Below are 26,775 nucleotides of genomic sequence, written 5' to 3'. Positions count from 1 at the left end.
GCGGATGCCCTATTCGTCGATGTCGTCCACGTCGGGCAGCAGCGGGGCGATCGGGGGCAGCTCGTCGATCGACTGCAGGCCCAGGCGCTCGAGGAACAGCTCGGTCGTGCGGTAGAGCGTGCCGCCGCCGACGTCGGTGCCCGCCTCGATGATCAGCCCGCGGGCGGCCAACGTGCGCATGACGCCGTCGACGTTGACCCCGCGCACCGCCGCCACCCGCGAGCGGGTCACCGGCTGGCGGTAGGCGACGATCGCGAGCGTCTCCAGGGCCGCGCGGGTCAGGCGGGTGCGCTGGCCGTCGAACACGAAGCGCTCGACGTACGGCGCGAAGCGGTCGCGGCTGTAGAGCCGCCAGCCCTCGCCGGTGGCACGCAGCTCGATGCCCCGCTCGCGCTCGGTGTACTCGGCGGCCAGGGCCTGCAGGGCGTCGCCGACCCGGGCGACGGGCTGGCCGAGGACGTCGGCGAGCTGGTCGGTCGGCGCCGGCGCGTCCACCACGAGCAGCACGGCCTCGAGCGCCGCGACGAGCTCGGTGTCGGAGTCGAGGGTCTCCTCGATCTCCTCGAGGGGATCGGGCTCGTTCACGCCTCCTCCTCGACCATCCCGGCGCTGCCCGCGTCACCCCCGGGCGCCCAGCGGACGCGGAGCTCGGCGAACGCCTCGGGCTGGTCGAGGGCGACGTCGCGGGCGCGGTACATCTCGAGCACGGCGAGGAAGCGTCCCACGACCTCGATGCCCTGCTCGCAGTCGGCGACGAGCTCGGCGAACGTCGCCGCGCCCGCCGCCTGCAGCCGCCCCGAGAGGATGCGGACCTGCTCGGGCACCGACACCGTCGACGCGTGCAGGTGGTCCAGGCCGACCGTCGGCGGCGGCTTGGGACGGAACACCGCGGCCGCGATCTCGGCGAACCCGTCGGCGTCGACGCCCAGCTGCACGGGCGGGAGCAGCTCGGCGAACCGCGGCTCCAGCGTCACCGCGCGCGGGTAGCGCATGCGCGCCGCGCCCTCGAGCTCGCGGAAGAGGGCCGCCACCTGCTGGTAGGCGCGGTACTGCAGCAGGCGCGCGAACAGGACGTCGCGCGCCTCGAGCAGCGCGAGGTCCTCCTCGTCCTCCACCTCGGCCTGCGGCAGCAGCCGGGCGGCCTTGAGGTCGAGCAGGGTCGCCGCGACGACGAGGAAGCCCGTGGTCTCCTCGAGGTCCGCGTCGTCGCCCAGCGCGGCCGTGTAGGCGATGAAGTCGTCGGTGACGCGCGAGAGCGCGACCTCGGTGACGTCGAGCTCGTGGCGGCCGATGAGCTGCAGGAGCAGGTCGAACGGCCCGGCGAAGTTGTCCAGGCTGACCTGGAACCGGACGCGTTCGGGGGCTTCCGGCGTCAGCGTCACCGGGCGATGACCTCGCGGGCCAGGGCGCGGTAGGCCTCGGCGCCGGCCGACCGGGTGGCCCACCGGGTGATCGGCTCGCCGGCCACGGTCGTCTCGGGGAAACGCACGGTGCGGTTGATGACGGCGTCGAAGACGAGCTCGCCGAAGGCCTCCACGACGCGGGTCATCACCTCGCGGGTGTGCAGCGTCCGCGGGTCGTACATGGTGGCCAGGATGCCGGTGATCTCGAGCTTGGGGTTCAGCCGGTCCTGCACCTTCTCGATCGTGTCCATCAGCAGCGCCACCCCGCGCAGGCTGAAGAACTCGCACTCGAGCGGGATCAGCACGCCGTCCGCGCACGCCAGCGCGTTGACCGTCAGCAGGCCGAGGGACGGCTGGCAGTCGACGAGGACGTAGTCGTAACGGTCGAGCACCGGCGCGATCGTGCGACCCAGCGACTGCTCGCGGCCGACCTCGGTGACCAGCTGCACCTCGGCCGCGGAGAGGTCGATGTTCGACGGCAGCAGGTCCATCCCCTCGACGGTGGTCGGGCGGATGACGTCGTCGATCGTCGTGCCCTTCTCCATGAGGAGGTTGTAGATCGTCGTCTCGAGCTGGTGGGGCTGCACGCCCAGGCCGACCGACAGGGCGCCCTGCGGGTCGAAGTCGACGAGCAGGACCCGCCGGCCGTACTCGGCGAGCGCGGCGCCGAGGTTGATCGTGGAGGTCGTCTTGCCGACGCCGCCCTTCTGGTTGCACATCGCGAGGACCGTCGCGGGTCCGTGCCCGTCGAGGGGCCCGGGGACCGGGACGTGCCGGCGCGGGCGGCCCGGCGGGACCTCGGCGGTCTGCTCGGGCGCCTGCCCGGGTGGGTTCTCGGGGGGCTGGTCGGTGGCCGGCCAGAGGACCGGCTGCGGGTTCGACATCGCGTGTCCCTCCCTCGCGTGCCCGGCCGCGTGCTCGTGCGATCAGCCTAGGCACCGCGTCGGGCACGCCGGTGCGCGACTCGCCGAGCACGCCGCGGGCTCCGTCACGCTCGTCACCGACGGCCACCCCCTCCTGCCCGTTGTGTCACGATCTCCCGGTCAGCGGAAGGCGGGACGACGCCCTGGCGTGACCACTCGCATACTCTCCGCTTCCCTGCCGTCCGTCGACCACGAGGACGTGAGCGATGACGACCGAGCCGACCACCGCCACGCCCGGCCCGGGCACCCGCAGGGCCGGCACGGGCTGGGTGCGCCCGCTGTGCTGGTCCGCCGTGGCCCTCGAGGGCTTCGACCTCGTCGTCATCGGCGTGGTCATGCCGGTGCTGCTCCGGGACCCGGCGTGGGATCTCGATCCCGCGGGGGCCTCGGTGGTGGTCACCGTCGGCCTGCTGGGCGTCATGGTCGGGGCGCTGACCGTCGGCACCGTCGCCGACCTCTACGGACGCCGCCGCGTCCTCATCGCCACCGTCATCGCGTTCTCGTTGCTCACCCTGGCCTGTGCCTTCGCCACCGGGGCAGTGGTGCTGGGCGTGCTGCGGTTCCTCGCGGGCATCCCCCTGGGCGGGGTGCTGCCGGTCGCGCTGACCCTCGTCGCCGAGAACGCGCGGCAGGGGCGCGGGAGCAGCGCCACCACGGTGCTGATGACCGGCTACCACGTCGGCGCCGTCGCGACCGCGCTGGTCGGAGCCCTGTTCCTCCAGTCCGTCGGGTGGCAGGTGATGTTCGTGGCCGGGGCGCTGCCGGCCCTCGTCCTCGTGCCGCTGCTCCTGATGCGCCTGCCCGAGTCGGCGCAGTACCTGGAGAGCCGTGGCGCCTCCCGCGACTCGAGCTGGCGGGCCGGGCGCGGGGCGGACGTTGCGCAGCGCGCTCCCGGCCGTCGTGGCAACCCGGTGACGGCGCTGTTCCGCGACGGGCTCGCCCGCCCGACGCTGGCGTTCTGGATGGCCTCGTTCATGGGTCTGCTGCTGGTGTACGGGCTCAACACCTGGCTGCCCGAGATCATGCGCTCGGCCGGGTACGCGCTCGGTGCCGCGCTGGTCCTGCTGCTCGTGCTCAACGTGGGCGCGATCCTGGGCCTGCTGCTGGCCGGCTCGGTGGCGAACCGGATCGGCGTCCGACCGGCGACGATCGCGTGGTTCGTGGCGGCGACGCTGTTCCTGGCGCTGCTGTCGATCCGGCTGCCCGGCATCGGTATCTACGTGAGCGTGCTGCTGGCCGGGGTGTTCGTCTTCTCGGCCCAGGTACTCGTCTACGCCTACGTGTCCCAGCTCTATCCCGCGGAGGCCCGCGGGACGGCACTGGGCACCGCGGCCGGTGTCGGGCGCCTGGGCGCGATCGCCGGACCGATCATCGGCGGGGCCCTCCTGCAGGCGGGCATCGCCTACCCGTGGGGCTTCTACGCCTTCGCCGTCGTCGCCGCCCTCGGCGCCCTCGGCGTCGTGCTGGTGGGCCGGGCGCCGGCACGTGCGTGATCTTCCGAGCTAGAGCTCAGAAGATCATGCACGGAGGTACCGGACCACCGTCGTCGCGATCTGGTCGGCGACGACGTCGGGCGGGTGCAGCGGCAGCACGATGTGGCTGATCGTCAGCCGCGCCGCGACCTCGGCGGCCGCGGTCGCGGTGGCCGCGTCGAGCCCCGGCCGGCGACGCGCCAGGAAGTCCGCCGCGCGGTCGCGCGCGGCGGCGACCAGCGGCTCGGCCTCGCTCGTGAGCAGCGGCAGCAGTTCCGCGGCGCCCTGGCCGGTGAGCAGCACGCGCAGCAGCGGGTCGCGGGCGGTGGTGTCGAGCGTGGTCCGCACGGCCGACGACCAGGCGCGGTACAGGTCGTCCTCGCCGTCGAGGGCCGCCTCGAGCTCGCCCAGGAACTCCTCGGTCCGGCGCAGGACCAGCGCCGCGGCGAGGCCCTGCTTGCTCGCGAACTCGTTGTAGAGCGTCTGGCGGCTCACCCCGATGCCGTCGGCGACGTCCTGGAGCCGCAGCCCGCGCCAGCCGCCGGCCACCAGCAGCTCCGCGGCCCGCTCGAGCGCCTCGTCGCGCACGAGTCCCCGGGTGCGGGCGGCGAAGGAGCTGGGCACGGCGCGAGGGTAGACGCTCCCGGCCGTGATGTCTCCACCGTGGACACGAACGCGATCCGTGTCTAGCGTCCGGGGCACCAGCCCACGCCCCGGAGGTGGCCGTGTCCGTGGTCCGCACCGCGACGGGCGAGCGCCTGTCGTCCGTCGTGCTCACGCCGATGCCCGCGGGCGTCGACCGCCGCATCCTCGAGCGGTCGCGGCCGCGCCGGGTCGTGCCGCTGGCCGAGCCGCCCGCCGGCTCGGGCCTGGTCGCCGTCCCCGGTGACGCCGGCCCGCCCGTCATCGGGCACACGCTGACCTACATCCGCTTCGGCCACGCCTTCACCCGCGCCCGGCACGCGACGCTGGGGCCGGTGTCGTGGTGCGGGTTCGCGGGCGAGCACGTCGTCATCGCCGCCGGCCCCGAGGCCACCCACGCCGTGCTGACGAACCCGGAGAAGGCCTACTCGCAGGACGGCTGGCGGTTCCTCGTCGACGACTTCTTCCACCGCGGGCTCATGCTCCTCGACGGCGACGAGCACCGCGTGCACCGCCGCGTCATGCAGGAGGCGTTCACGGCGCCGCGGGTCCGCGGGTACGTCGACCGCACGGTGCGGGTGCTGCGCGAGGCCATCCCGACCTGGCCCCACGGGCGCGAGGTCCGCCTCTACCCGGTGCTCAAGCGGCTGACCCTCGACGTCGCCACGCACGTCTTCATGGACGACCGCTCGGGCCCCGAGGCCGAGGCCGTCAACGACGCGTTCATGGCGTGCGTGCAGGCGGCCAGCGCGATCGTGCGCCGCGACCTGCCCGGCACCCGCTTCCGCGCCGGCCTGCGCGGGCGGGCGCTGCTCGAGCGGTACTTCCGCGAGGCGCTGCCCGCCAAGCGCCGCAGCGACGGCGACGACCTGTTCGCCGCCCTGTGCCGGGCCCGCACCCCGGAGGGCGAGGCGTTCACCGACGACGACGTCGTCAACCACATGATCTTCCTGATGATGGCCGCCCACGACACGTCGACGATCACCAGCGCGGCGGCCGCCTACTACCTCGCTGCCCACCCGGAGTGGCAGGAGCGGGCGCGGGCGGAGTCGCTCGCGCTCGGCGACGCACCGCCGGACCGCGCGGCGCTCGAGTCGCTGACGACGCTGGACCTGGTGATCCGGGAGTCGCTGCGCCTCGCCGCGCCGGTGCCGGTGGTCATGCGGCGCACGACGCGCGACACCGCGCTGCTCGGCCACCACCTCCCGGCGGGCCGGCTCGTCATGGCCGCGGGCGCGGTGAACCACTTCGACCCGGCGATCTGGACCGACCCCGACGTCTTCGACCCCGAGCGCTTCGCCGAGCACCGCCGCGAGGACAAGGGCCACCGCGACGCCTGGATCCCGTTCGGCGGCGGCGTGCACAAATGCCTGGGGATGCTGTTCGGCTCGCTCGAGGTGACCGCGATCCTGCACGAGCTGCTGCGCCACCACCGCATCACCGTCGCGCCGGGCTACACCCCGCGCTGGGACAACACCTCGCTGCCCGTGCCCGCCGACGGACTCCCCCTGCGCCTGGAGCCGCTGGGCTGACCGGGTCATGTGAGCACTTTCCTGCCTCATAGGGCAGGAAAGTGCTCACATACGGGCGCGGGGGTGGGCCATCGCGAACACCTCGCGGAGGGTGTCGACGGTGACCTGGGTGTAGATCTGCGTCGTGGTCACCGAGGCGTGGCCGAGCAGCTCCTGCACGACGCGCAGGTCGGCGCCGCCGTCGAGCAGGTGGGTGGCGAACGAGTGCCGCAGGGTGTGCGGGGAGATCGCACCGGCGACGCCCGCCCGGTCGGCCGCCTCGCGCAGCGACGCCCAGGCGCTCTGGCGCGACAGGCGCGCCCCGCGGGCGTTGAGGAACAGCGCCGGCGTGCCCCTCCCCCGCGCGGCCAGCGCCGGGCGGGCGCGCACGCGGTAGGCCTCGAGCGCGGCGAGCGCCGGCCGCCCGATCGGCACGATCCGCTGCTTGCCGCCCTTGCCGGCCAGGCGCACCGACCGCTCGGTGGTGTCGACGTCGTCGACGTCCAGACCGACGGCCTCGGAGATCCGCGCGCCGGTGGAGTAGAGCAGCTCGAGCAGGGCGCGGTCGCGCACCCCGGCGACGTCGTCCGACTCGCCCCCGCGCGTCGTCAGCAGCCGGTCGACGGTCGCGACGTCCAGCGCCTTCGGCAGGCGCCGCGGCGGCGCGGGCGGGTGCACCTCGCGCGCCACGTCCACGGCGACCATGCCCTCGGCCAGCGCGAACCGGTGCAGGCCCCGGACCGCGACGACGGCCCGCGTCGCCGACGCCGTGGCCAGCGGCGCCCGCCCGCCGGCCCCGGTGCGCAGGGCCACGAGGAAGTCGCCGACCTGACGCTCGGTCACGTCGGCGAGATCTTTCACGCCCTGATCGGCGAGGTGCTCGAGGTAGCGCGCGAGGTCGCGGCGGTACGACGCGAGCGTGTTCTCCGCCGTGCCGCGCTCGACGAGCAGGTGGTCGAGGTAGGCACGGACCGCTGTCGCCGGGACCGTCACGCCACCCCCGGCAGCACCTCGGAGAGCTCGCGGACGGGCAGGTCGTGCGCCGCGCCGACGCCGGGGATGGTCAGCTCGCCGCCGACGACGTTGACGCCCTTCGCGAGCGCGGGGTCGGCGGCCGCGGCCTTCTCCAGCCCCTGGTCGGCGAGCGCGAGCACGTAGGGCAGCGTGACGCCGGTGAGCGCGCGCGTCGAGGTGGTCGGCACGGCGCCCGGGACGTTGGCGACGCAGTAGAAGATCGAGTCCTGCACGCGGTAGGTCGGCTCGGCGTGCGTGGTCGGGCGGGTGTCGGCGAAGCAGCCGCCCTGGTCGACGGCGAGGTCGACGAGCACCGACCCGCGCCGCATCTGCCCCACCAGCTCCGACGACACCAGCACCGGGGCCCGCGCGCCGGGCACGAGCACGGCGCCGATGACCAGGTCGGCCTCGCGGCAGGCCCGCTCGACCTCCGGCGCGCTGGAGAGCACGGTGCGCACGGTGCCCGAGAAGATCTCGTCGACGCGGCGCAGCGCCCGGACGTTGGTGTCGAGCACCTCGACCGACGCCCGCAGCCCCACCGCGATCGTGGTCGCTGCGAGCCCCGAGGTGCCGGCGCCGATGACGGCGACGCGGCCCGGGCGCACGCCGGGCACGCCGCCGAGCAGCACGCCGCGCCCGCCCTGCGCGTTCTCCAGGTGGTGCGCACCCACCTGCGGGGCCATGCGCCCGGCGATCTCACTCATGGGTGCGAGCAGCGGCAGCGCGCCGTCGGCGGTCTGCACCGTCTCGTACGCGACGGCCGTCGCCCCGGCGTCCATGAGCGCGGTCGTGCACTCCCGCGACGCCGCGAGGTGCAGGTAGGTGAAGAGCACCTGCCCGCGCCGCAGCCGGTGGTACTCCTCCCCCACCGGCTCCTTGACCTTGAGCAGCAGCTCGCTCGACGCCCACACGTCGTCGACCTGCTCGAGGATCGTCGCCCCGGCCTCGCGGAAGGCGTCGTCGCTGATCGCGGAGCCCTCGCCCGCGCCGGCCTCGACGAGGACCTCGTGACCGCGGCGCCGGAGCTCGGTCACCCCGATGGGCGTCAACGCCACCCGGTCCTCGTGGTCCTTGACCTCCCGCGGCACGCCCACCTTCATGGCCGGACCATAGCGGGACGCCGGGGCCCGCAGCGCCCGCCGCGCGCGATCGGGTCAGAATGATCTCCGTGCGCCTGGGGACCACGTTGCCGCAGTTCGGGGACGCCGCCGACGAGGCCGACCGGATCGGCGCCTTCGCCGCCGCGGCCGAGGAGGCGGGTGCCGCGAGCCTGTGGGTCGGCGACCGCCTGCTCGCCGCCGTCGACCCGCGGATCGGCTACGGCGGCACCGACACGATCCCGACCGAGTTCCGCCGCGCCCTCGACCCCTTCGCGCTGCTCGCGGTCGCGGCGTCGGCGACGTCGCGCGCGACGCTCGGCACCAGCGTGCTCGTCGGACCGCTCTACCCGCCCGCGGTGCTGGCCCGCTCGCTCGGCACGATCAGCGCCATCGCCCGGGGCCGGCTGGTCGCGGGGCTGGGCATCGGCTGGTCGCCCGAGGAGTACGCCGGCGCCGGTCTCGACTTCGACCACCGCGGCGCCCGCCTCGACGAGCTGCTCGACGGCCTCGACACCCTGTGGTCCGACACCCCCGCGCCCCTGCCCGGCCCGCGGTTCCCGCTGCCCGCCGCGCACGTCGACACCCCGCGCGAGCGCCCGGCGATCTACCTCTCGGCGTGGACGGAGTCCGCGCTGCGCCGCGTCGGGCGCCGCGCCGACGGGTGGCTGCCGGTCGGCCGCCTGCCCAGCGACGACCTCGACGGCCAGGCGCGCGCGCTGCTCCGGTTCCGCGCGAACGTCGACGCCGCCGCGACCGAGGCGGGACGCGACCCCGCCGCCGTCGGCACCGCGCTGCGGATCAACGTGGCGGCCGGCGTCGACGCGGCCGGGATCGCCGACGGCACCCGGCGCCTCGTCGACGCCACCGGGTTCACCGACGTGTTCGTCGACCCCATGTACGTCGCACCCGGCCTCGACGCGACCCTCGACCTGCTCGAGGATCTGGTGCGCCGGACGGCGTAGTCCGCTCGCGCCCGCGCCGTGATCAACGGGGACTTCGCGCGCCTAGAAGCAGCGAACCGCGCGTTCGCTGCGCACGACCCCCGTGGTGCTCAGCCCCGGGCGGCGCGGCGGGCCGCGTACTCGCTCGGCCGGTCCACCCAGGGGGCGTCGACGGGCCGGGCCGCGGACCGGCCGTCGCGCACCGCCGCCGCCGCGAACACGCCCGCCACGCACGGCCCGTTGACCAGCGCGCCGGACAGGGCGCCGGTGACGAGGTCGTCGAGCGGGATCCGGCGGATGACGAGGTCCGCCTCCTCGTCGTCGCCGCCGGCGGGCCGCTCCACCGACCGCAGCCCGCGGGCCAGGAACACCCGCACCGACTCGTCGGCGAAGCCCGGGCACCCGACGATGTCGACCAGCGTCGACCACTCGTCGGCCTCGATCCCGACCTCCTCGACCAGCTCGCGGCGCGCCGCCGCGACCGGCTCCTCGGTCGGGTCGTCGAGCAGCCCGGCCGGCATCTCCCAGATGCGCCGCCCGAGCGCGGGCCGGTACTGGTAGATCATGACGAGCCGGTCGTCCTCGTCGAGCGCCGCGACGGCCACCGCGCCGAAGTGCTCGACCTTCTCCCGGCCGGCCACCCGCCCGCCGGGCATCCGCACGTCGTCGCGGCGCAGCGCGAAGATGGGGCCCTCGTAGAGCGTCTCGCTGCCGACGACGGCGAAGTCGTGCGGACGGCCGTCCGGGCCGTCGTGCGGGTCGGCGAGGGTGTCGGGCGTCCGGGGGCCGGTCGTGGAGGGCCCCGTCACGAGGAGGCCCGCGCCGGCTCGTCGAGGCGCCCGGTCTGCTCGGTGAGGTCGGCGCCGGCAGCGCCGTCCGCGCCGTCCGGGACGTCCGCGTCGTCCGGACCGTCGGTCCGCAGGTCCAGGCGCTGGGAGGTGACGTAGCGCAGCGACGCCGCCACGAAGGCCCGGAACAGCGGGTGCGCGCGCGTCGGCCGGCTCTTGAGCTCGGGGTGCGCCTGGGTACCGACGAAGAACGGGTGCCGGTCGCGGGGCAGCTCGACGAACTCGACGAGCCCGCCGTCCGGCGAGGTCCCGGAGAACACCAGCCCCGCGTCGGCGAGCCGCTCGCGGTAGGCGTTGTTGACCTCGTAGCGGTGGCGGTGGCGCTCGGAGATCCGCCCGGTGCCGTAGGCCGCGCGCGTCACGGTGTCCGGCGCGAGCACCGCGGGCCAGGCGCCGAGGCGCATCGTGCCGCCCATGTCCCGTTCGCCGGCCACGACGTCGGTCTGGTCGGCCATCGTCGAGATCACCGGGTGCGGGGTGGTCTCGTCGAACTCCGCGGAGTTGGCGTCCTCGAGCCCCGCCATCGACCGCGCCGCGTGGATGACCATGCACTGCAGCCCCAGGCACAGGCCCAGCGCGGGGATGCCCTGGCGGTGGGCGTGGTCGAGCGCGCCGACCTTGCCCTCGATGCCGCGGATGCCGAAGCCGCCGGGCACGAGGATGCCGTCGACGCCCTGCAGCGCCGCGGCCGCGCCGGCCGGGGTCTCGCACTCGTCGGAGGGCACCCAGCGCATCGTGACCCGGGCCCGGTGGGCGAACCCGCCGGCGCGCAGCGCCTCGGTGACCGAGAGGTAGGCGTCGGGGAGGTCGACGTACTTCCCGACGATCGCGATCTCGACCGTCTCGCTCGGGTGGTGCACGCGGTCGAGCAGGTCGCCCCACACCGTCCAGTCGACGTCGCGGAACGGCAGCCCGAGCCGGCGCACCACGTACGCGTCGAGGCCCTCGCCGTGCAGCACCTTCGGGATGTCGTAGATCGACCGCGCGTCGGGGCAGGCGACGACGCCGTCCTCCTCGACGTCGCACATGAGGCTGATCTTGCGGGTCATGTCCTCGGGGATCGGCCGGTCGGCGCGCAGCACCAGGCCGTCGGGCTGGATACCGATGTTGCGCAGCGAGGCCACCGAGTGCTGCGTCGGCTTGGTCTTCAGCTCCCCCGACGGCGCGAGGAACGGCACCAGCGACACGTGCAGGAAGAAGCAGTTGTCGCGGCCGACCTCGTGGCGCAGCTGGCGCGCGGCCTCCAGGAAGGGCAGCGACTCGATGTCGCCGACGGTGCCGCCGACCTCGGTGATCACCACGTCGGGCGCCGGGTCCGCCGTCCGCATGGCGAGCACGCGGGACTTGATCTCGTCGGTGATGTGCGGGATGACCTGCACGGTGTCACCGAGGTACTCGCCGCGGCGCTCCTTGGCGATGACGCTCGAGTACACCTGGCCGGTGGTGACGTTGGCCCGCGCGGACAGGTCACGGTCGAGGAAGCGCTCGTAGTGCCCGATGTCGAGATCGGTCTCGGCGCCGTCCTCGGTGACGAAGACCTCGCCGTGCTGGAACGGGTTCATCGTCCCGGGGTCGACGTTGAGGTAGGGGTCCAGCTTCTGCATCGTCACGCGCAGGCCGCGCGCGGTGAGCAGCTGGCCCAGGCTCGACGCCGTCAGGCCCTTGCCGAGCGACGAGGCGACGCCCCCGGTGACGAACACGTGCTTGGTCGTCCGCGTCGGCTGCATGATCAGGACCCCGTCGCGGTCGTGACGGCCGTTCGGGCGATCCTCCGTCGGGAGAGTCCGCGATCCACGGGACCCCACCGTAACAGCGTGTCGCCTCCCCGCCCGAGCGACCCTCCTCAGCCGGCGGCGGGCTGCGGGATGAACGTCCCCGCGGCCGGGCCGTAGACACCGGAGCGCCCGTCGGCCTGCTCGCGCAGCGCCAGCACCGTCGCCACCCGCGACGACGGACCCTCCAGCGCGTCGACGGTCGACAGCCCGCTGCGCATCGCCGGGTCCGCGCGCACGGCCTCCACCGCGCCCGACCCGCTGCGGCCGGCGAGCACCGCACCGGCCCCGACCCGGTCCATCTCCCCCGCGATCCGCGCGACGACGGCGTCGCGGGCGGGGTCGGCGGTCCCGCCGGTGACGACGAGCGCGAGCTCGCCCGGCGACGGGTCCACCGTGTCGGGGGCGGCCAGGTAGCCGGCGTCGGCGAGGGTCCGCAGCGCCGTCGCGACCTCGGGGCCCGTGGTCTGCTCGTCCATCCCCTGCGGGCGGGTGACGAGCAGCGACCCGAGCAGCGAGCCGGTGAGCGTGCCGGTGTCGGTGGTGGTCGGCAGCTGCGCGCCCGCGGGCAGCAGGCGCGGCACCAGCGCGCGCAGCTCCTCGGCCCGCTCGGGCGCGACGGCGGCGTCGGTCAGGACGAGGCGGCCGGTGACGCGCCCGCCCGCGCGGGCCACGAGGTCGGCGACGGCGTCGACGTCCGCCGGGTCCGCGCCGGGCGTGGCGACGACGGCGACCCCGCGGCCGGGCAGCACGCCCGCGACCGTGGACGGGGCGCCGGCCGCCACGAGGCGTTCGGTGGCGAGCAGGCGCGCGCCGACCGCGTCGCGCTCCCCGCGGGTCGCCACGACCTGCTCGGCGAGCTGGTCGCGGTCGGAGGTCAGCGCGCCGAGCACGCGGCCCGAGAGCGCCGAGGCCCCGAGCACGACCCCCAGCGCGAGCGCGAGCAGGACCGCCGCGATCGACACGACGTGGTAGCGCAGCGACATCATCCACGGACCCCCTGAGCAGCGGCGAGCGCCGCCGTCCACCCCTCGCGCACGAGCATCACGATCGCCTCGGCGACGCCGCTGGCCAGCAGCGCCGTCGCGCCGACCGCCATGACGGCCAGCAGCAGGAGCAGGACCGCGCCGGTGGTGACGCGGTGGCGGTGGAGCGCCGCGACCGCCGACGCGTCGACCAGCGTCGGGCCCAGACGCAGCCGCGTCAGGACCGTCGACGGGTTACTGCCGGTGCGGCCGCGGTCGAGGAAGCCCGAGAGCGTGGCGTCGAACCCGCACGCGACCACCAGCGAGGCGCCGTGGCGCTGGGCGAGGATCAGGGCCATGTCCTCGGGGTTCGCCGACGAGGCGAACCCGACCGGGTCGATGCCGGCGTCCTGCAGGCGCGCGAGCCCGGCGATGTGCCCGTCGAGGTCGGCGGGGACGACGACGTCGACGGCCTTGCGCGCGAGCTCCGGGTCGATCTCCAGCGCGGTGCCGACGACCACCGACGGCGTCCAGCCCGCGGCCCGCAGCGCCTCGGCCCCGCCACCCACACCGACGAGCACCGGGCGCTCCTCGCGCACGAAGTGCCGCAGGCGCCGCAGCTCGGTCGCGCGGTCGGGGCCCGGGGCCACGACCAGCACGGTGCGGCCGTTCATCGCCGTCTCGAGGCCCGGGACCCCGACGCCGTCGAGCAGCATCATCCGCTCGCGGCCCATGAACTCGGTGGTGTTCGCCGAGAACGCCTCCAGCTGCGCGGCGAGCCCGGAGCGGGCCTCGGCGAGCTGGTCGGCGACCGTCTCGGGGGTCTGGGAGAAGCCGCGGGCGATCTCCTCGTCACCCAGGTACACGCCGCCGTCGTGGAGCCGGACCGAGGCGCCGTCGCGCAGGCGGCGCAGCACCGCGTCGCCGACGTCGTCGACCAGCGCCACCCCGGCGTCGGTGAGGATCTCCGGGCCGAGGTTCGGGTAGCGGCCCGAGATCGACGGCGAGACGTTGACGACCCCGGCCACCCCGGCGTCGACGAACGCGTGCGCGGTGGCGCGGTCGAGGTCAACCTGGTCGATCACGGCGACGTCGCCGCGGCCGAGCCGGCGCAGCATCTCCGGGGACACCTCACCGCCGGAGCGACCCCCGAGACGCGCCGTGCCGACGACCCCGACCGGCGCCTCCTTCGTCTTCCCGCGCGGCCACTTGATGCCCATGGGTCGATGGTGGTCTCCCGGGGCGCGTGGGACGGAGGCGACGCGCCGAGGGGGACCCCGCCGGTCACCCGGCCCGGCGACTCCGGCGGCTCCCGTTACGCCGCGTGGCCGCACCGCGACTGATCGGTGTCGGGGCTCCGGTAGCGGCCTCGCTGCCCGACCCCGCCCGGTCGGCCGCGGCCGCCGCGAGGAGCTCCTCGGCGTGGGCGCGGCCGGTCTCGGTCTCCTCGGTGCCGGCGAGCATCCGGGCGAGCTCGACCGTGCGCTCGCCGTCGTCGAGCGCGCGGACGCCGCTGCGCGTGACCCCGTCGGTGGCCGCGACGTCGGCGAGACCGCCCTTGTCGACCACGAGGTGGCGGTCGGCGTACGCGGCGACCTGCGCGAGGTGGGTGACGACGACGACCTGGTGGGTGGCGGCGAGGCGCGCGAGGCGCCGGCCGACCTCCACCGCGGCGCGCCCGCCGACCCCGGCGTCGACCTCGTCGAACACCAGCGTCGGCGTGGTGTCCGCCCCGGCGAGCACGACCTCGACCGCGAGCATGACCCGCGAGAGCTCGCCGCCCGAGGCGCCCTTGTGCACCGGCAGCGCCGGCGCGCCCGCGTGCGGGGTGAGCAGGAGCTCGACCTCGTCGGCACCGTCCGGGCCGGCGGCCACCCGGACGCCGTCGACCTCGAGCGCCGCCGCGTCGCCCGGCGCGGCGTCCTTGGCCCGCACGGCGAGCGCCACCGACGCCGTCCCCATCGCCAGGCCGTCGAGCTCGGCCGACACCGCGGCGCCGAACCGGTCGGCGGCCTCGCGGCGGGCGGCCGACACCCGCGCGGCGTGGCCGGCGAGCTCGCCCGCGAGCTGCTCGGCCTCGGCGGCCAGCGCGGCGAGGGCCTCGTCGGAGGTGTCGAGGCCGGTGAGCCGCTCGCGCGCCTGGTCGGCCCAGGCCAGCACCCCGTCGACGTCGGCGGCGTACTTGCGGGTGAGCCCCTTGAGCGCGGCCTGCCGGGCGAGCACCTGCTCGAGACGCTGCGGGTCGGCCTCGAGGCGCTCGAGGTAGTCGGTGAGCTCCGCGGCGGCGTCGCCGATCAGCGCGGCGGCCTCGGCGAGCCGGGGGTCGAGCGCCGCGAGCACCGGGTCCTCGTTGCCCTGCACGCGGCGGCGCGCCTCGCCCAGCAGGCCCACGGCGTCCGACTCCTCGCCCGTGCCGTCCGGTGGACCCGCGAGGGCCGCGAGCGCGCCCGTGGCGGTGGCCCGCAGGTCGTCGGCGTCGGCGAGGCGGCGGGCCTCGGCGACGAGCTCGGCGTCCTCGCCGGGCTGCGGGTCGACCGCCTCGATCTCGGTGAGGCCGTGGCGCAGCATGTCGGCCTCGCGGCTGAGCTCACGAGCCTGCTCGCGACGCCGGCCCAGCTCGGTGACCGCGTGCCGCCACGCCGTGCGCGTGCGCCGGTAGGCGGCCAGGGGCTCGGCCACCGCGGCGCCGGCGAACCGGTCGAGCACCGCACGCTGCTCGGCCGAGCGCAGCAGGCGCAGGGCCTCGTGCTGGCCGTGGACCGCGAGCGCGGCGTCGGTGACGTCGCCCAGCACCGCCATCGGCACCGACCGCCCGCCCAGGTGCGCCCGCGAGCGCCCGTCGGCGGAGACCGTGCGCGCGGCGATGAGGCTGCCGTCGTCGTCCAGCGCCGCGCCGGCGTCGGCGGCCAGGCGCAGGGCCGAGCGGGGCGGACCGTCCTCGTCCTCCTCCCCCTCGTCCTCGGCCTCCGGCGCCGGGGGCAGCAGGAAGCGGCCCTCGACAGTGGCGCGCGTGGCCCCGCGGCGCACGCGCGAGGAGTCGGCCCGACCGCCCCCCAACAGGTGCAGCCCCGTGACCACCATCGTCTTGCCCGCGCCGGTCTCCCCCGTGACCACCGTGAGTCCGGGGTGCAGGTCGAGGGTCGCGTCCTCGATGACCCCGAGGCCCTGGATCCTCAGCTCGCTGAGCACGGCCTCACGATAACCACGTCCCCCGACGCTCCGGGGCCGAACACGCCGATCCGATCGAACACGTGGTCGAACGGTCGGTGTCGGGCGGTCGACGGGGCGGGGCGGGGCGGGGCGGAGCCGGGTCAGGGCCGTCGGCCGCGCCACCCCTGGACGGGCAGGCCGAACTTGCGGACCAGCCGGTCGGTGAACGGCTGCACGCGCAGCCGGGCGAGCAGCACGGGGTTCCGCCCGCGGACCACCTCGACCCGCGAGCCCGGCGGCAGCTCGATCGTGCGCCGGCCGTCGCAGACCAGCACACCCGCGTCGCCGCGGTTGGAGACCTCGAGGGCCACCGACGACTCCGGCGACACCACGAGCGGGCGCGCGAAGAGCGCGTGCGCGTTGCTCGGCACCAGCAGCATCGCCTGCACCTCGGGCCACACCACCGGCCCGCCCGCCGAGAACGCGTAGGCCGTCGAGCCCGTCGGCGTCGCCACCAGCACCCCGTCGCAGGCGAACTCCGACACCGGCCGCGCGTCGACCTCGAGCACCACGTCGAGCAGCCGCGCCCAGTTCATCTTCTCGACGATCGCCTCGTTCAGCGCCCACGTCCGGCCCAGCTCGGTGCCGTTCTGGTGCGCGACGACGTCGACCGTCATGCGCTCCTCGACCCGGTAGGTGCGCGCGACGACGGCGTCGAGGACCTCGTCGAGGTCCTCGGTGTCGGCCTCCGCGAGGAACCCGACGCGACCGAGGTTCACCCCCAGCATCGGTACCCGCGCGTGCCGGGCGAGCTCCGCGGCCCGCAGCAGCGTCCCGTCCCCGCCGAGGACCAGGACGATCTCCATGCCCAGCGCGGCGTCCGAGTCGGGCGAGACCGTGCGCGGGCGCTGGGACTCCGGCAGGTCGTCGAAGAGCCCCTCGTCGGTGGAGTACTCGTCGGGCAGGATCCGCAGGGCGAACCCGGCCTCGGCCAGCCGGCGGGCGGCCTCCGACGCCACGCGCCGGGTCGCGTCCCGCCCGGTGTGGACGACGAGCAACGCGTGGCGCGCCGTAGGGTCGCCGTTCGGGTGGTCGGCCTCGGGGTGGGTGTCCACCGACGCGACGCCGTGCTCGCCGGGCGGCGGGCCGGCGACCCCACCGACCCCGTTGCCCCGTGCCTCGGTCCCGACGCCGGTCACCGGCGCCCTCCCCTCGTCCGCGTCGTTCACGCCGGTCCCCGTTCCACGGCCCGGCGGACCAGGGCCTCGTCGTCCGCGCCGGGGGCCCCGCCCGTGTCGTCGTCGGCCCGCTGCAGCCAGCAGAAGTACTCCACGTTGCCCGACGGCCCGGGCAGCGGGCTCGCGACGGCGTCGCGCAGCACCAGCCCCCGCTCCCGCGCCGCGCCCACGACGTCGAGCACGGCCGAGGCCCGCAGCGCCGGGTCGCGCACGACCCCGCCCGCGCCCAGCCGGTCGCGACCGACCTCGAACTGCGGCTTCACCATCGGCACGAGGTCCCCCCCGGGGAGCGTGCAGGAAACGAGCGCGTCGAGGACCAGGCGCAGCGAGATGAACGACAGGTCGGCGACGACGAGCTCGACCGGCCCGCCGATGTCGTCGGGAGTCAGGGCGCGGACGTTGACGCGGTCGTGGACGGCGACCCGCGGGTCGGTCCGCAGCGACCACACCAGCTGCCCGTAGCCCACGTCGACGGCGACGACCTCCCGCGCCCCGCGGCGCAGCAGGACGTCGGTGAAGCCGCCGGTGGACGCGCCGGCGTCGAGGCAGCGACGACCCTCGACGGCCAGGCCCTGCGGCACGAACGCCTCGAGCGCCCCGAGCAGCTTGCCCGCCCCGCGCGACGCCCACCCCGGGTCCTCGACGTCCTCGCGCACCACGACGGCGGCCGCCGTCTCCACGGCCGTCGCGGGCTTCGTCGCGACCGTCCCGCCGACCGTCACCCGGCCGTCGGCGATGAGCCCCGCCGCGTGCTCCCGCGACCGCGCGAGCCCGCGGCGGACCAGCTCGGCGTCCAGGCGCAGCCGGCGCGCGGTGGACCGGGCCACCGCGCTCAGGTCCGGTCCAGGTCGGCCAGCACCGCGACCAGCGCGTCGTGCACCGCCTCGAACCGGACCGCGTGCTCGGCCGCGTCGTGCTCCCCGGCGCCGTCCCGCCCCTCGGCGGGCAGCGCGGCGACCGCGTCGCGCAGGGTGGCGAGCGCGTCGGTCATGGCGTGTGCTCCCGGGCGGTCGGTGGGCGGGTGCTCCGGACACCACGCTAACGCCTCAGCCGGTGGTCAGCCCGAGTGTGCTGATCACCTTCTCGGCGGCCTCGTCGTCGCCGCGGACCGCGTCGTGGGGTTCCGACGACGCCCACGCCGCGCGGCAGAGGGCCCGCAGGGCGGCGATGGTGTCGCCGGTGTCGCCGTCCCGGCCCTCGAGGAGGAGCGCCGAGCCGTCGCGGCGGGCGGCCCAGCCGCCGGTGTCGCCGTCGTCGATCGCGGTCGGGGCGAGGTCGTCGCCGAGGACCCGCAGGTCGGCGCCGAGGTACGTGGGGCGCCATCCGGACGGCGCGGCGAGGAGGCCCGCCGGGGTCGAGACGCCGGTGAGCACGAGCAGGCTCTCGGCCCCGACCGCGTGGGCGCCGGCGATGTCGGTGTCCAGCCGGTCGCCGACGACGAGGGGGTGCCGGGCGCCGACCCGGTCGATGGCCTGCTGGAGCAGCGGCGCGGCCGGCTTGCCCGCGACGTCGGGCTCGCGCGCACACGCCGTGCGCAGCACCGCGACCATCGACCCGTTGCCCGGGAGCAGGCCCCGCTCGTTGGGCAGGGTGGGGTCCACGTTGCAGGCGACCCAGGCCGCGCCCCGGTTCAGCGCCAGCGCCGCCTCGGCGAGGATGCGCCAGCCGGTGTCCGGCGAGTGGCCCTGCACCACGGCCACCGGCTCGTCCTCCTCGGCCCGGACCGGCTCGAGGCCGACGAGGCGGATCTCCTCGGCGAGCGCCTCCGTGCCGACGACCAGCACCTTGTCGCCGGGCGAGAGCCGCTTGGCCAGCACCGCGGCGCCGGCCTGGGCGCTGGTGACCACGTCGTCGACGTCGAGGGTCAGGCCGAGCTCGCGCAGGTGGTCGGCGACCTCGTCGGGCCCGCGGGAGGCGTTGTTGGTGACGTAGGAGACCGTCGCCCGCGCCCGCACGGCCTCGAGGGTCTCGACCGCGCCGTCGATCGCCGCCGGGCCGCGGTACACCGTGCCGTCGAGGTCGACGAGCAGCGCGTCGTGCGCGCTCACCCCGTCGACCCCGTGCCGGGCGCCGCGTCCTCGCGCTCGGGGTCGGCGGGCGCTCCGGCCTCGGCCTCGGTGTCCTCGGCGGCGGTGTCCTCGGCGGCGGTGTCCTCGTCGACCGCCGCGACGCTCTCGCGGTCGTCGGCGTCGTCCGTCCCGTCCTCGGCCATCTCGTCGGCCTCGGCCTCGGTCTCGGCCTCGGTCTCGGCCTCCGCCATGGCGTCGACGTTCTCGTCCTCGGCCGGCTCGGGGTCGCTCGCGACCGCGGTGTCGCCGACGCCGAGCATGATCGCCCGCTCCTCGGCGTCGGTCTCGCCCTCGACGTCGGTGCGGGCGGCCTCGAGGAAGGCGCGGACGGCGTCGTCGGGGCGCCCGGCCGCCTGCAGGGCCTCGGCGTAGGCGTAGAAGAGCCGCGGCACCCACGGGTCGTCGCGGGACGCGTCGAGCGTGGGCACCTGGAGCCCGACGACCGCCGCGTCGTACTCGCCCAGGTCGCGCCGGGCGCCCGACACCACGATGAGGAGCTCGACGGCGTCCTCCATGCCGAGGTCGCGGGCCTCCGGGCTGCGCGACAGCTCGATGGCCCGCTCGGGGCGGCCGAGGGCGCGCTCGGCGTCCGCCATCACCGGCAGGTGACCGTCGCCGCCCATCCGCCGGCTCGCCCGCAGCTCGGAGAGCGCCTCGGCCCACTCACCGGCGTGGTAGGCCGCGAGGCCCGAGGCCTCGCGGACGATCGCCACCCGGCTCGCCCGGTGCCGCGCGAAGCGGGCGTGGGCGAGGGCCTGCTCGGGGTCATCGTCGACGAGTTCCCCCACGGCGACGAGGTGCCGCGCCACCGTGTCCGCGAGGTCCTTCGGCAGGCCGCGCAGGTCCCGGCGCGCCTCCTGGTCGAGCAGGTCGGGCGTGATGTCGTCGGGCAGGGGCGGCGCGACCGGACGCGGCGCCGCGTCCTGGTGGCGCTGGACCGGCTCCTCACGACGGTCGCCCCGATCGCGGGTCTGCTCGTACGGACGGTCCCCGCGCGGTCCCTGGCGGTCGCGATCGGGGGCCCGGCGCGCGCCCTCCGGACGCCCGCCGCGACCACGGTCGGCGCCGGGCCGGTCGTCCCGGCGCGGGCCGCCCGAGGGGCGGTCACCGGAACGACGGTCATCGCGAGCACGCCCGCCCTGGGGCCGGTCGCCCTGCGGGCGGTCACCACGCGGGCGGTCGTCACGCGGACGATCACCACGGGCCCGGTCGCCCTGCGGGCGCTCGCCACGCGGGCGGTCGTCACGCGGACGGTCGCCACGGGGCCGGTCGTCACGCTGACGGTCGTCGCGCGGACGGTCGCCACGTGGCCGGTCGCCCTGGGGGCGCTCACCACGCGGGCGGTCGTGACGCGGCCGGTCGCCCTGCGGGCGCTCGCTACGCGGGCGGTCGTCACGCTGACGGTCGCCCTGCGCACGATCACCACGCCGCTCGCTCCGGCCGCCGTCGCCGCCCGCGCGCGGACCGCGCGGGGAGCCGCCGGTGGGACGGTCGTCGGGGCGGCCGCCGGACCCGGGAGCTCCGCCACGGTCCCGCGACGGGCCGCCGGGACGTCCGCCGTAACGGTCGGTGCGCGGTCCGCCGCGGCCGGCACCCCGGTCGTCCCCGCTCGCACGCCGAGGGCCACCGCGCTCCGGGCGGCCGGAGCCCTGGTCGCCGCCGGACCGCCGGTCGGGTCCACCGCCGCGTGGGCGCTCACCGCCACGGTCCTCGCGCGGACCGCGGTCGCGACCGCCCGAGCGGTTCCCGCCCGTTCCCTGGCCACCGCCGCGGAGTCCGCCCGTCCGGGGACCACCGCGCGCGCTGGGCGGACGGCCACCGCTGGACGGCTGGTCGTCGCGTGGTGCGCCCGCGGTCCTGCCGCGGCGACCGCCGTCGTCGCCTCCGCGAGCGCCGGCGCCCTCCGACGGGTCGGACGACATGGACGGCCTCCTGTGGACATGCGAACGGGCAGGGCTCCGGCCGGAGTCCTGCCCGTTGAGGTCCTGCTCGATCTCGTGACGGCTCCTGAGAGCCGCCGATGCTGTTACCTACCCCGGGTGTGGGGGTGGTCGGGTGTTCCGGCGGTGTCCTACTCTCCCACGACCTGTCGGTCGCAGTACCATCGGCGCTGGAGGGCTTAGCTTCCGGGTTCGGGATGGGTCCGGGCGTTTCCCCTCCGCTGTGACCACCGGAACACCCCACCACCCCCACAGATCACCTGTGGGGTGGGGTGTGTGGTCGTTGGGATATGCACAGTGGACGCGAACATCGTGTTCGTTACGCATTTGCTTTCACACGTCGTGAGTCTTGAGGTGTGTGTGGGCAAGTCCTCGGCCTATTAGTACCAGTCCACTGAACGCCTTGCGGCGATTACATGTCTGGCCTATCAACCCACTGGTCTGGTGGGGGCCTTAACCCTCGAAGGGGTGGGAGACCTCATCTTGGAACAGGCTTCCCGCTTAGATGCCTTCAGCGGTTATCCTTTCCGAACGTAGCCAACCAGCCGTGCCCCTGGCGGGACAACTGGCACACCAGAGGTTCGTCCGTCCCGGTCCTCTCGTACTAGGGACAGCCTTCCTCAAGTCTCCTGCGCGCGCGGCGGATAGGGACCGAACTGTCTCACGACGTTCTAAACCCAGCTCGCGTACCGCTTTAATGGGCGAACAGCCCAACCCTTGGGACCTACTCCAGCCCCAGGATGCGACGAGCCGACATCGAGGTGCCAAACCATGCCGTCGATATGGACTCTTGGGCAAGATCAGCCTGTTATCCCCGGGGTACCTTTTATCCGTTGAGCGACACCCCATCCACCTGGTGGTGCCGGATCACTAGTCCCGACTTTCGTCCCTGCTCGACCCGTCGGTCTCACAGTCAAGCTCCCTTGTGCACTTGCACTCGACACCTGGTTGCCGACCAGGCTGAGGGAACCTTTGGGCGCCTCCGTTACCCTTTGGGAGGCAACCGCCCCAGTTAAACTACCCACCAGGCACTGTTCCTGGACCAGATCATGGTCCGAGGTTAGATGCCCAATTCGACCAGAGTGGTATTTCAACGTCGACTCCACGACCACTAGCGTGGCCGCTTCCCAGTCTCCCACCTATCCTACACAAGCCGAACCGAGCACCAATACCAAGCTGTAGTGAAGGTCCCGGGGTCTTTCCGTCCTGCCGCGCGTAACGAGCATCTTTACTCGTAGTGCAATTTCGCCGAGTCTGTGGTCGAGACAGCGGGGAAGTCGTTACGCCATTCGTGCAGGTCGGAACTTACCCGACAAGGAATTTCGCTACCTTAGGATGGTTATAGTTACCACCGCCGTTTACTGGCGCTTAAGTTCTCAGCTTCGGCCTTGCGGCCTAACCGGTCCCCTTAACGTTCCAGCACCGGGCAGGCGTCAGTCCGTATACATCGTCTTGCGACTTCGCACGGACCTGTGTTTTTAGTAAACAGTCGCTTCCCCCTGGTCTCTGCGGCCCCACCCCGCTAACCCGCAAGGGGTCTCACGGGACAGGGCCCCCCTTCTCCCGAAGTTACGGGGGCATTTTGCCGAATTCCTTGACCACAGTTCGCTCGAACGCCTCGGTATTCTCTACCTGACCACCTGTGTTGGTTTGGGGTACGGGTCGCGTAGGAACTCGCTAGAGGCTTTTCTCGGCAGCATGGGATCACTCTGCTTCGCCTCAACCGGCTATGCGTCACGTCTCAGCCTCATGGTGTACGGATTTGCCTGTACACCGGCCTACACGCTTGCACCAGCACTACCACTAGCTGGCGGAGCTGCCCTCCTGCGTCACCCCATCGCTTGGCTACTACCAGGCGGGGTCCCGCGCTCCCCCCGAGCTGCTCCCGAAGGAGACAGCCGGGGCTCGGGCGGTTAGCACACCTGGATTCGCCAGGGACGCGCCTACACGAGCACGGGAATATCAACCCGTTGTCCATCGACTACGCCTGTCGGCCTCGCCTTAGGTCCCGGCTCACCCTGGGCGGAAAAACCTGGCCCAGGAACCCTTGGTCATCCGGCGGCAGAGTTTCTCACTCTGCTATCGCTACTCATGCCTGCATTCTCACTCACACGGGCTCCACGGCTGGATCACTCCGCCGCTTCACCGCCCGCATGACGCTCCCCTACCCAACACCACCACCATCCCGCAGGAAGTGTTCACGTGGTGTTGCCGCGGCTTCGGCGGTGCGCTTGAGCCCCGCTACATTGTCGGCGCAGGACCACTTGACCAGTGAGCTATTACGCACTCTTTCAAGGATGGCTGCTTCTAAGCCAACCTCCTGGTTGTCTGGGCGATCCCACATCCTTTCCCACTTAGCGCACGCTTAGGGGCCTTAGCCGGCGATCTGGGCTGTTTCCCTCTCGACGACGAACCTTATCGCCCGCCGTCTCACTGCCGCGCTACACGCTCACCGGCATTCGGAGTTTGGCTGACTTCAGTAAGCTTGTCGGCCCCCTAGGCCAACCAGTGCTCTACCTCCGGTGAGTACCACGCGACGCTGCACCTAAATGCATTTCGGGGAGAACCAGCTATCACGGAGTTTGATTGGCCTTTCACCCCTACCCACAGCTCATCCCCCAGGTTTTCAACCCTGGTGGGTTCGGGCCTCCACGCCGTCTTACCGGCGCTTCACCCTGGCCATGGGTAGATCACCCCGCTTCGGGTCTAGAGCACGCGACTAGAAACGCCCTGTTCGGACTCGCTTTCGCTACGGCTACCCCTCGACGGGTTAACCTCGCCACGTACCGCTAACTCGCAGGCTCATTCTTCAAAAGGCACGCCATCACCCCGCTGTGAAGCTAAGGCTCTGACGGCTTGTAGGCACACGGTTTCAGGTACTATTTCACTCCCCTCCCGGGGTACTTTTCACCTTTCCCTCACGGTACTCGTCCGCTATCGGTCACCAGGGAGTATTTAGGCTTACCGGGTGGTCCCGGCAGATTCACAGCGAATTACACGGGCTCGCTGCTACTCGGGCACGCCACCACGAGGTGGGCGGTGTTTTCGTCTACGGGGGTCTCACCCTCTACGCCGACGCGTCCCAACGCCTTCGACTAACACCACACCACCACCGCACCGGCACGGCAGTACCGGTCCGTGACGCCCCACAACACCCCACCAGCAACGCCTGCCGGCTCTCACACTGGCGGGGTTTAGCCTCTTCCGCTTTCGCTCGCCACTACTCACGGAATCACTCTTGTTTTCTTCTCCTGCGGGTACTGAGATGTTTCACTTCCCCGCGTTCCCTCCCACCGTCCTATACATTCAGACGGCGGTGACACCCCATGACGGGTGCCGGGTTTCCCCATTCGGACACCCTCGGATCAACGCTCGGTTGACAGCTCCCCGAGGACTATCGCGGCCTCCCACGTCCTTCATCGGCTCCTGGTGCCCAGGCATCCACCGTGCGCCCTTGACAACTTGACCAACACACACATCAAGAAATCACGACACAAATGTGCACAGAAACAAAAGATGCTCGCGTCCACTGTACAATTCTCAACGACCACACGAACCAGCGCCCAACCCCACCACACGGTGAAGCGGGCGCTGCCCGTCCAGAGAAGACGTTGTCCCCTCAGGACCCAACAGTGTGCCGCCCCCCGACCCCACCAAGGGGCCAGGAGGACATGTCCGGTGTTTCCACTTTTCTCGAGCAACCCCTTCCCACCCCACGACCACGCCCGAAGACGCGGACCGTGGGAGGTACCGGGGCCCTCCACCACCACGGTGCAGCGCGCAGGACACTCGCCTGCGAGCACCACACCACCAGCGGTGTCCGGTGAAGCTCCTTAGAAAGGAGGTGATCCAGCCGCACCTTCCGGTACGGCTACCTTGTTACGACTTCGTCCCAATCGCCAGTCCCACCTTCGACCGCTCCCCCCCTTGCGGGTTGGGCCACGGGCTTCGGGTGTTACCGACTTTCGTGACGTGACGGGCGGTGTGTACAAGGCCCGGGAACGTATTCACCGCAGCGTTGCTGATCTGCGATTACTAGCGACTCCGACTTCACGGGGTCGAGTTGCAGACCCCGATCCGAACTGAGACCGGCTTTACGAGATTCGCTCCACCTCACGGCTTCGCAGCCCTCTGTACCGGCCATTGTAGCATGTGTGAAGCCCTGGACATAAGGGGCATGATGACTTGACGTCATCCCCACCTTCCTCCGAGTTGACCCCGGCAGTCTCCCATGAGTCCCCGGCATAACCCGCTGGCAACATAGGACAAGGGTTGCGCTCGTTGCGGGACTTAACCCAACATCTCACGACACGAGCTGACGACAGCCATGCACCACCTGCACACCAGCCACAAGGGAACGCCCATCTCTGGACGCGTCTGGTGCATGTCAAACCCAGGTAAGGTTCTTCGCGTTGCATCGAATTAATCCACATGCTCCGCCGCTTGTGCGGGCCCCCGTCAATTCCTTTGAGTTTTAGCCTTGCGGCCGTACTCCCCAGGCGGGGCGCTTAATGCGTTAGCTGCGGCACGGAACCCGTGGAATGGACCCCACACCTAGCGCCCAACGTTTACGGCATGGACTACCAGGGTATCTAATCCTGTTCGCTACCCATGCTTTCGCTCCTCAGCGTCAGTATCGGCCCAGAGACCCGCCTTCGCCACCGGTGTTCCTCCTGATATCTGCGCATTTCACCGCTACACCAGGAATTCCAGTCTCCCCTGCCGAACTCTAGTGATGCCCGTATCGACCGCACGCCCAGAGTTAAGCCCCAGGTTTTCACGGCCGACGCGACACACCGCCTACGAGCTCTTTACGCCCAATAATTCCGGACAACGCTCGCACCCTACGTATTACCGCGGCTGCTGGCACGTAGTTGGCCGGTGCTTCTTCTCGACCTACCGTCAGCCATGCCAAAAGCATGACCTTCGTCGATCGCGAAAGAGGTTTACAACCCGAAGGCCGTCATCCCTCACGCGGCGTTGCTGCGTCAGGCTTCCGCCCATTGCGCAAGATTCCCCACTGCTGCCTCCCGTAGGAGTCTGGGCCGTGTCTCAGTCCCAGTGTGGCCGATCACCCTCTCAGGCCGGCTATCCGTCGTCGCCTTGGTAGGCCATCACCCCACCAACAAGCTGATAGACCGCGGGCCCATCCCCCACCGAAAAAACTTTCCACCAACCAGCATGCACCAGTTGGTCCTATCCGGTATTAGACCCGGTTTCCCAGGCTTATCCCGAAGTGGAGGGCAGGTCACCCACGTGTTACTCACCCGTTCGCCGCTCGTGTACCCCGAAGGGCCTTACCGCTCGACTTGCATGTGTTAAGCACGCCGCCAGCGTTCGTCCTGAGCCAGGATCAAACTCTCCAACAAAAAACATTGGAACAAACAGTCCCAGCAAAAACACCCGGCCCCCACTAGCCAAGGACCAGGCGACTCAAAGAAACCCCACGACACCACACACACGCCACCAACGACGCACACATGATGCCGACGAGGACAAACACACCAAACATTCAGCACACTGTTGAGTTCTCAAAGGACAACCACACGCGCCTCGCCGCGACCGGATCGGTCGGGTTCTTCGCGGTGCTCCCACCCTACACGATCCACCGTGGTGGACCCGCCGGTAGGGCGACCTCCTAGCTTAGTTGTCCGCAGGCCCCGGGGGCAACCCCGTTCTTGCGATGACCAGAACTCTACACACACCGGAAACCCGCCCTGCACCGGGGGGTCGATCTCCGTGTCGTTGCTGGTCACGGGTGGTTCCCGCCTCGTACGGGGCCGAAAC

At 72.8% G+C, this 26,775-nt stretch carries 19 protein-coding genes and 3 rRNA genes; 3 read left to right on the top strand and 19 right to left on the bottom strand.

Features of this window, described 5'->3' with window-relative positions; genetic code table 11:
• Positions 1 to 9: 9 nt before the first annotated feature.
• Genes scpB through ACYX4T_RS03725 form a run of 3 tightly spaced genes read right to left on the bottom strand, consistent with a single transcriptional unit; the run spans position 10 to position 2,287 of the window.
• Positions 10 to 585: an SMC-Scp complex subunit ScpB gene (gene scpB / locus ACYX4T_RS03735; protein WP_476013232.1), complete on the bottom strand. Its 576-nt coding sequence runs from the start codon at positions 583 to 585 to the stop codon at positions 10 to 12.
• Positions 582 to 1,382: a segregation and condensation protein A gene (locus ACYX4T_RS03730; RefSeq protein WP_476013231.1), complete on the bottom strand. Its 801-nt coding sequence runs from the start codon at positions 1,380 to 1,382 to the stop codon at positions 582 to 584. Before ACYX4T_RS03730 ends, scpB begins: the two co-directional genes overlap by 4 nt.
• Positions 1,379 to 2,287, bottom strand: coding sequence for a ParA family protein (locus ACYX4T_RS03725; protein WP_476013230.1), 909 nt, complete (start codon positions 2,285 to 2,287; stop codon positions 1,379 to 1,381). Before ACYX4T_RS03725 ends, ACYX4T_RS03730 begins: the two co-directional genes overlap by 4 nt.
• A gap of 245 nt (positions 2,288 to 2,532) precedes the next feature.
• On the opposite strand from ACYX4T_RS03725, the gene ACYX4T_RS03720 reads away from it, so the two are divergent.
• Positions 2,533 to 3,819 carry an MFS transporter gene (locus tag ACYX4T_RS03720; RefSeq protein WP_476013229.1) on the top strand — a complete coding sequence of 429 codons (1,287 nt, stop codon included), beginning with the start codon at positions 2,533 to 2,535 and terminating at the stop codon, positions 3,817 to 3,819.
• A 24-nt stretch (positions 3,820 to 3,843) separates the two neighbouring features.
• Here ACYX4T_RS03720 and ACYX4T_RS03715 read toward each other — a convergent pair whose 3' ends face one another.
• A complete protein-coding gene (locus ACYX4T_RS03715) occupies positions 3,844 to 4,422 on the bottom strand; it encodes a TetR/AcrR family transcriptional regulator (RefSeq protein WP_476013228.1) in 579 nt (192 codons plus the stop codon).
• Between the two features lie 158 nt (positions 4,423 to 4,580).
• Between ACYX4T_RS03715 and ACYX4T_RS03710 the strand changes: the two genes are divergently transcribed.
• Positions 4,581 to 5,972, top strand: a complete 1,392-nt coding sequence (locus ACYX4T_RS03710; protein ID WP_476015177.1) for a cytochrome P450 — start codon at positions 4,581 to 4,583, stop codon at positions 5,970 to 5,972.
• Positions 5,973 to 6,017: 45 nt separating this feature from the next.
• Here ACYX4T_RS03710 and xerD read toward each other — a convergent pair whose 3' ends face one another.
• Entirely contained in the window at positions 6,018 to 6,944 is a 927-nt protein-coding gene (xerD, locus tag ACYX4T_RS03705) for a site-specific tyrosine recombinase XerD (protein WP_476013227.1), read from the bottom strand.
• Positions 6,941 to 8,065: an alanine dehydrogenase gene (gene ald, locus ACYX4T_RS03700; RefSeq protein WP_476013226.1), complete on the bottom strand. Its 1,125-nt coding sequence runs from the start codon at positions 8,063 to 8,065 to the stop codon at positions 6,941 to 6,943. Before ald ends, xerD begins: the two co-directional genes overlap by 4 nt.
• 68 nt (positions 8,066 to 8,133) lie before the next feature.
• Between ald and ACYX4T_RS03695 the strand changes: the two genes are divergently transcribed.
• Positions 8,134 to 9,027, top strand: coding sequence for a TIGR03619 family F420-dependent LLM class oxidoreductase (locus ACYX4T_RS03695; RefSeq protein WP_476013225.1), 894 nt, complete (start codon positions 8,134 to 8,136; stop codon positions 9,025 to 9,027).
• Between the two features lie 89 nt (positions 9,028 to 9,116).
• Here the strand turns inward: ACYX4T_RS03695 and ACYX4T_RS03690 are convergent, their stop codons facing one another.
• From ACYX4T_RS03690 to ACYX4T_RS03630, 13 genes are all read right to left on the bottom strand, one after another.
• Complete coding sequence (locus tag ACYX4T_RS03690) at positions 9,117 to 9,815, bottom strand: NUDIX domain-containing protein (protein WP_476013224.1); 699 nt, start codon at positions 9,813 to 9,815, stop codon at positions 9,117 to 9,119.
• Complete coding sequence (locus ACYX4T_RS03685) at positions 9,812 to 11,581, bottom strand: CTP synthase (RefSeq protein WP_476013223.1); 1,770 nt, start codon at positions 11,579 to 11,581, stop codon at positions 9,812 to 9,814. Before ACYX4T_RS03685 ends, ACYX4T_RS03690 begins: the two co-directional genes overlap by 4 nt.
• A gap of 116 nt (positions 11,582 to 11,697) precedes the next feature.
• Positions 11,698 to 12,615, bottom strand: coding sequence for a copper transporter (locus ACYX4T_RS03680; RefSeq protein WP_476013222.1), 918 nt, complete (start codon positions 12,613 to 12,615; stop codon positions 11,698 to 11,700).
• A complete protein-coding gene (steA, locus tag ACYX4T_RS03675; RefSeq protein WP_476013221.1) occupies positions 12,612 to 13,811 on the bottom strand; it encodes a putative cytokinetic ring protein SteA in 1,200 nt (399 codons plus the stop codon). The genes ACYX4T_RS03680 and steA overlap by 4 nt, the downstream gene beginning before the upstream one ends.
• Positions 13,812 to 13,875: 64 nt before the next feature.
• Positions 13,876 to 15,780: a DNA repair protein RecN gene (gene recN, locus ACYX4T_RS03670; protein ID WP_476013220.1), complete on the bottom strand. Its 1,905-nt coding sequence runs from the start codon at positions 15,778 to 15,780 to the stop codon at positions 13,876 to 13,878.
• 122 nt (positions 15,781 to 15,902) lie between these two features.
• Positions 15,903 to 16,856, bottom strand: coding sequence for an NAD kinase (locus ACYX4T_RS03665; RefSeq protein ID WP_476015176.1), 954 nt, complete (start codon positions 16,854 to 16,856; stop codon positions 15,903 to 15,905).
• Between the two features lie 110 nt (positions 16,857 to 16,966).
• On the bottom strand, positions 16,967 to 17,806 hold the full coding sequence (locus tag ACYX4T_RS03660) for a TlyA family RNA methyltransferase (RefSeq protein WP_476013219.1): 840 nt from the start codon (positions 17,804 to 17,806) through the stop codon (positions 16,967 to 16,969).
• 5 nt (positions 17,807 to 17,811) lie between these two features.
• A complete protein-coding gene (locus ACYX4T_RS03655) occupies positions 17,812 to 17,970 on the bottom strand; it encodes a hypothetical protein (RefSeq protein ID WP_476013218.1) in 159 nt (52 codons plus the stop codon).
• 55 nt (positions 17,971 to 18,025) lie between these two features.
• A complete protein-coding gene (locus ACYX4T_RS03650) occupies positions 18,026 to 19,027 on the bottom strand; it encodes an HAD-IIA family hydrolase (RefSeq protein WP_476013217.1) in 1,002 nt (333 codons plus the stop codon).
• Positions 19,024 to 19,857, bottom strand: coding sequence for a hypothetical protein (locus tag ACYX4T_RS03645; RefSeq protein WP_476013216.1), 834 nt, complete (start codon positions 19,855 to 19,857; stop codon positions 19,024 to 19,026). Before ACYX4T_RS03645 ends, ACYX4T_RS03650 begins: the two co-directional genes overlap by 4 nt.
• A gap of 1,249 nt (positions 19,858 to 21,106) precedes the next feature.
• Positions 21,107 to 21,223, bottom strand: a 5S ribosomal RNA gene (rrf, locus tag ACYX4T_RS03640).
• Positions 21,224 to 21,348: 125 nt separating this feature from the next.
• Positions 21,349 to 24,456 (bottom strand): 23S ribosomal RNA (locus ACYX4T_RS03635).
• A 369-nt stretch (positions 24,457 to 24,825) separates the two neighbouring features.
• Positions 24,826 to 26,357: ribosomal RNA gene (locus ACYX4T_RS03630) — 16S ribosomal RNA — on the bottom strand.
• Together the 16S, 23S and 5S rRNA genes form the textbook arrangement of a ribosomal RNA operon.
• Positions 26,358 to 26,775 lie beyond the last annotated feature (418 nt).

Source organism: Actinomycetospora sp. ABD4_176 (assembly GCF_056311855.1).
This window is presented reverse-complemented; position numbering and strand designations above follow the sequence as displayed.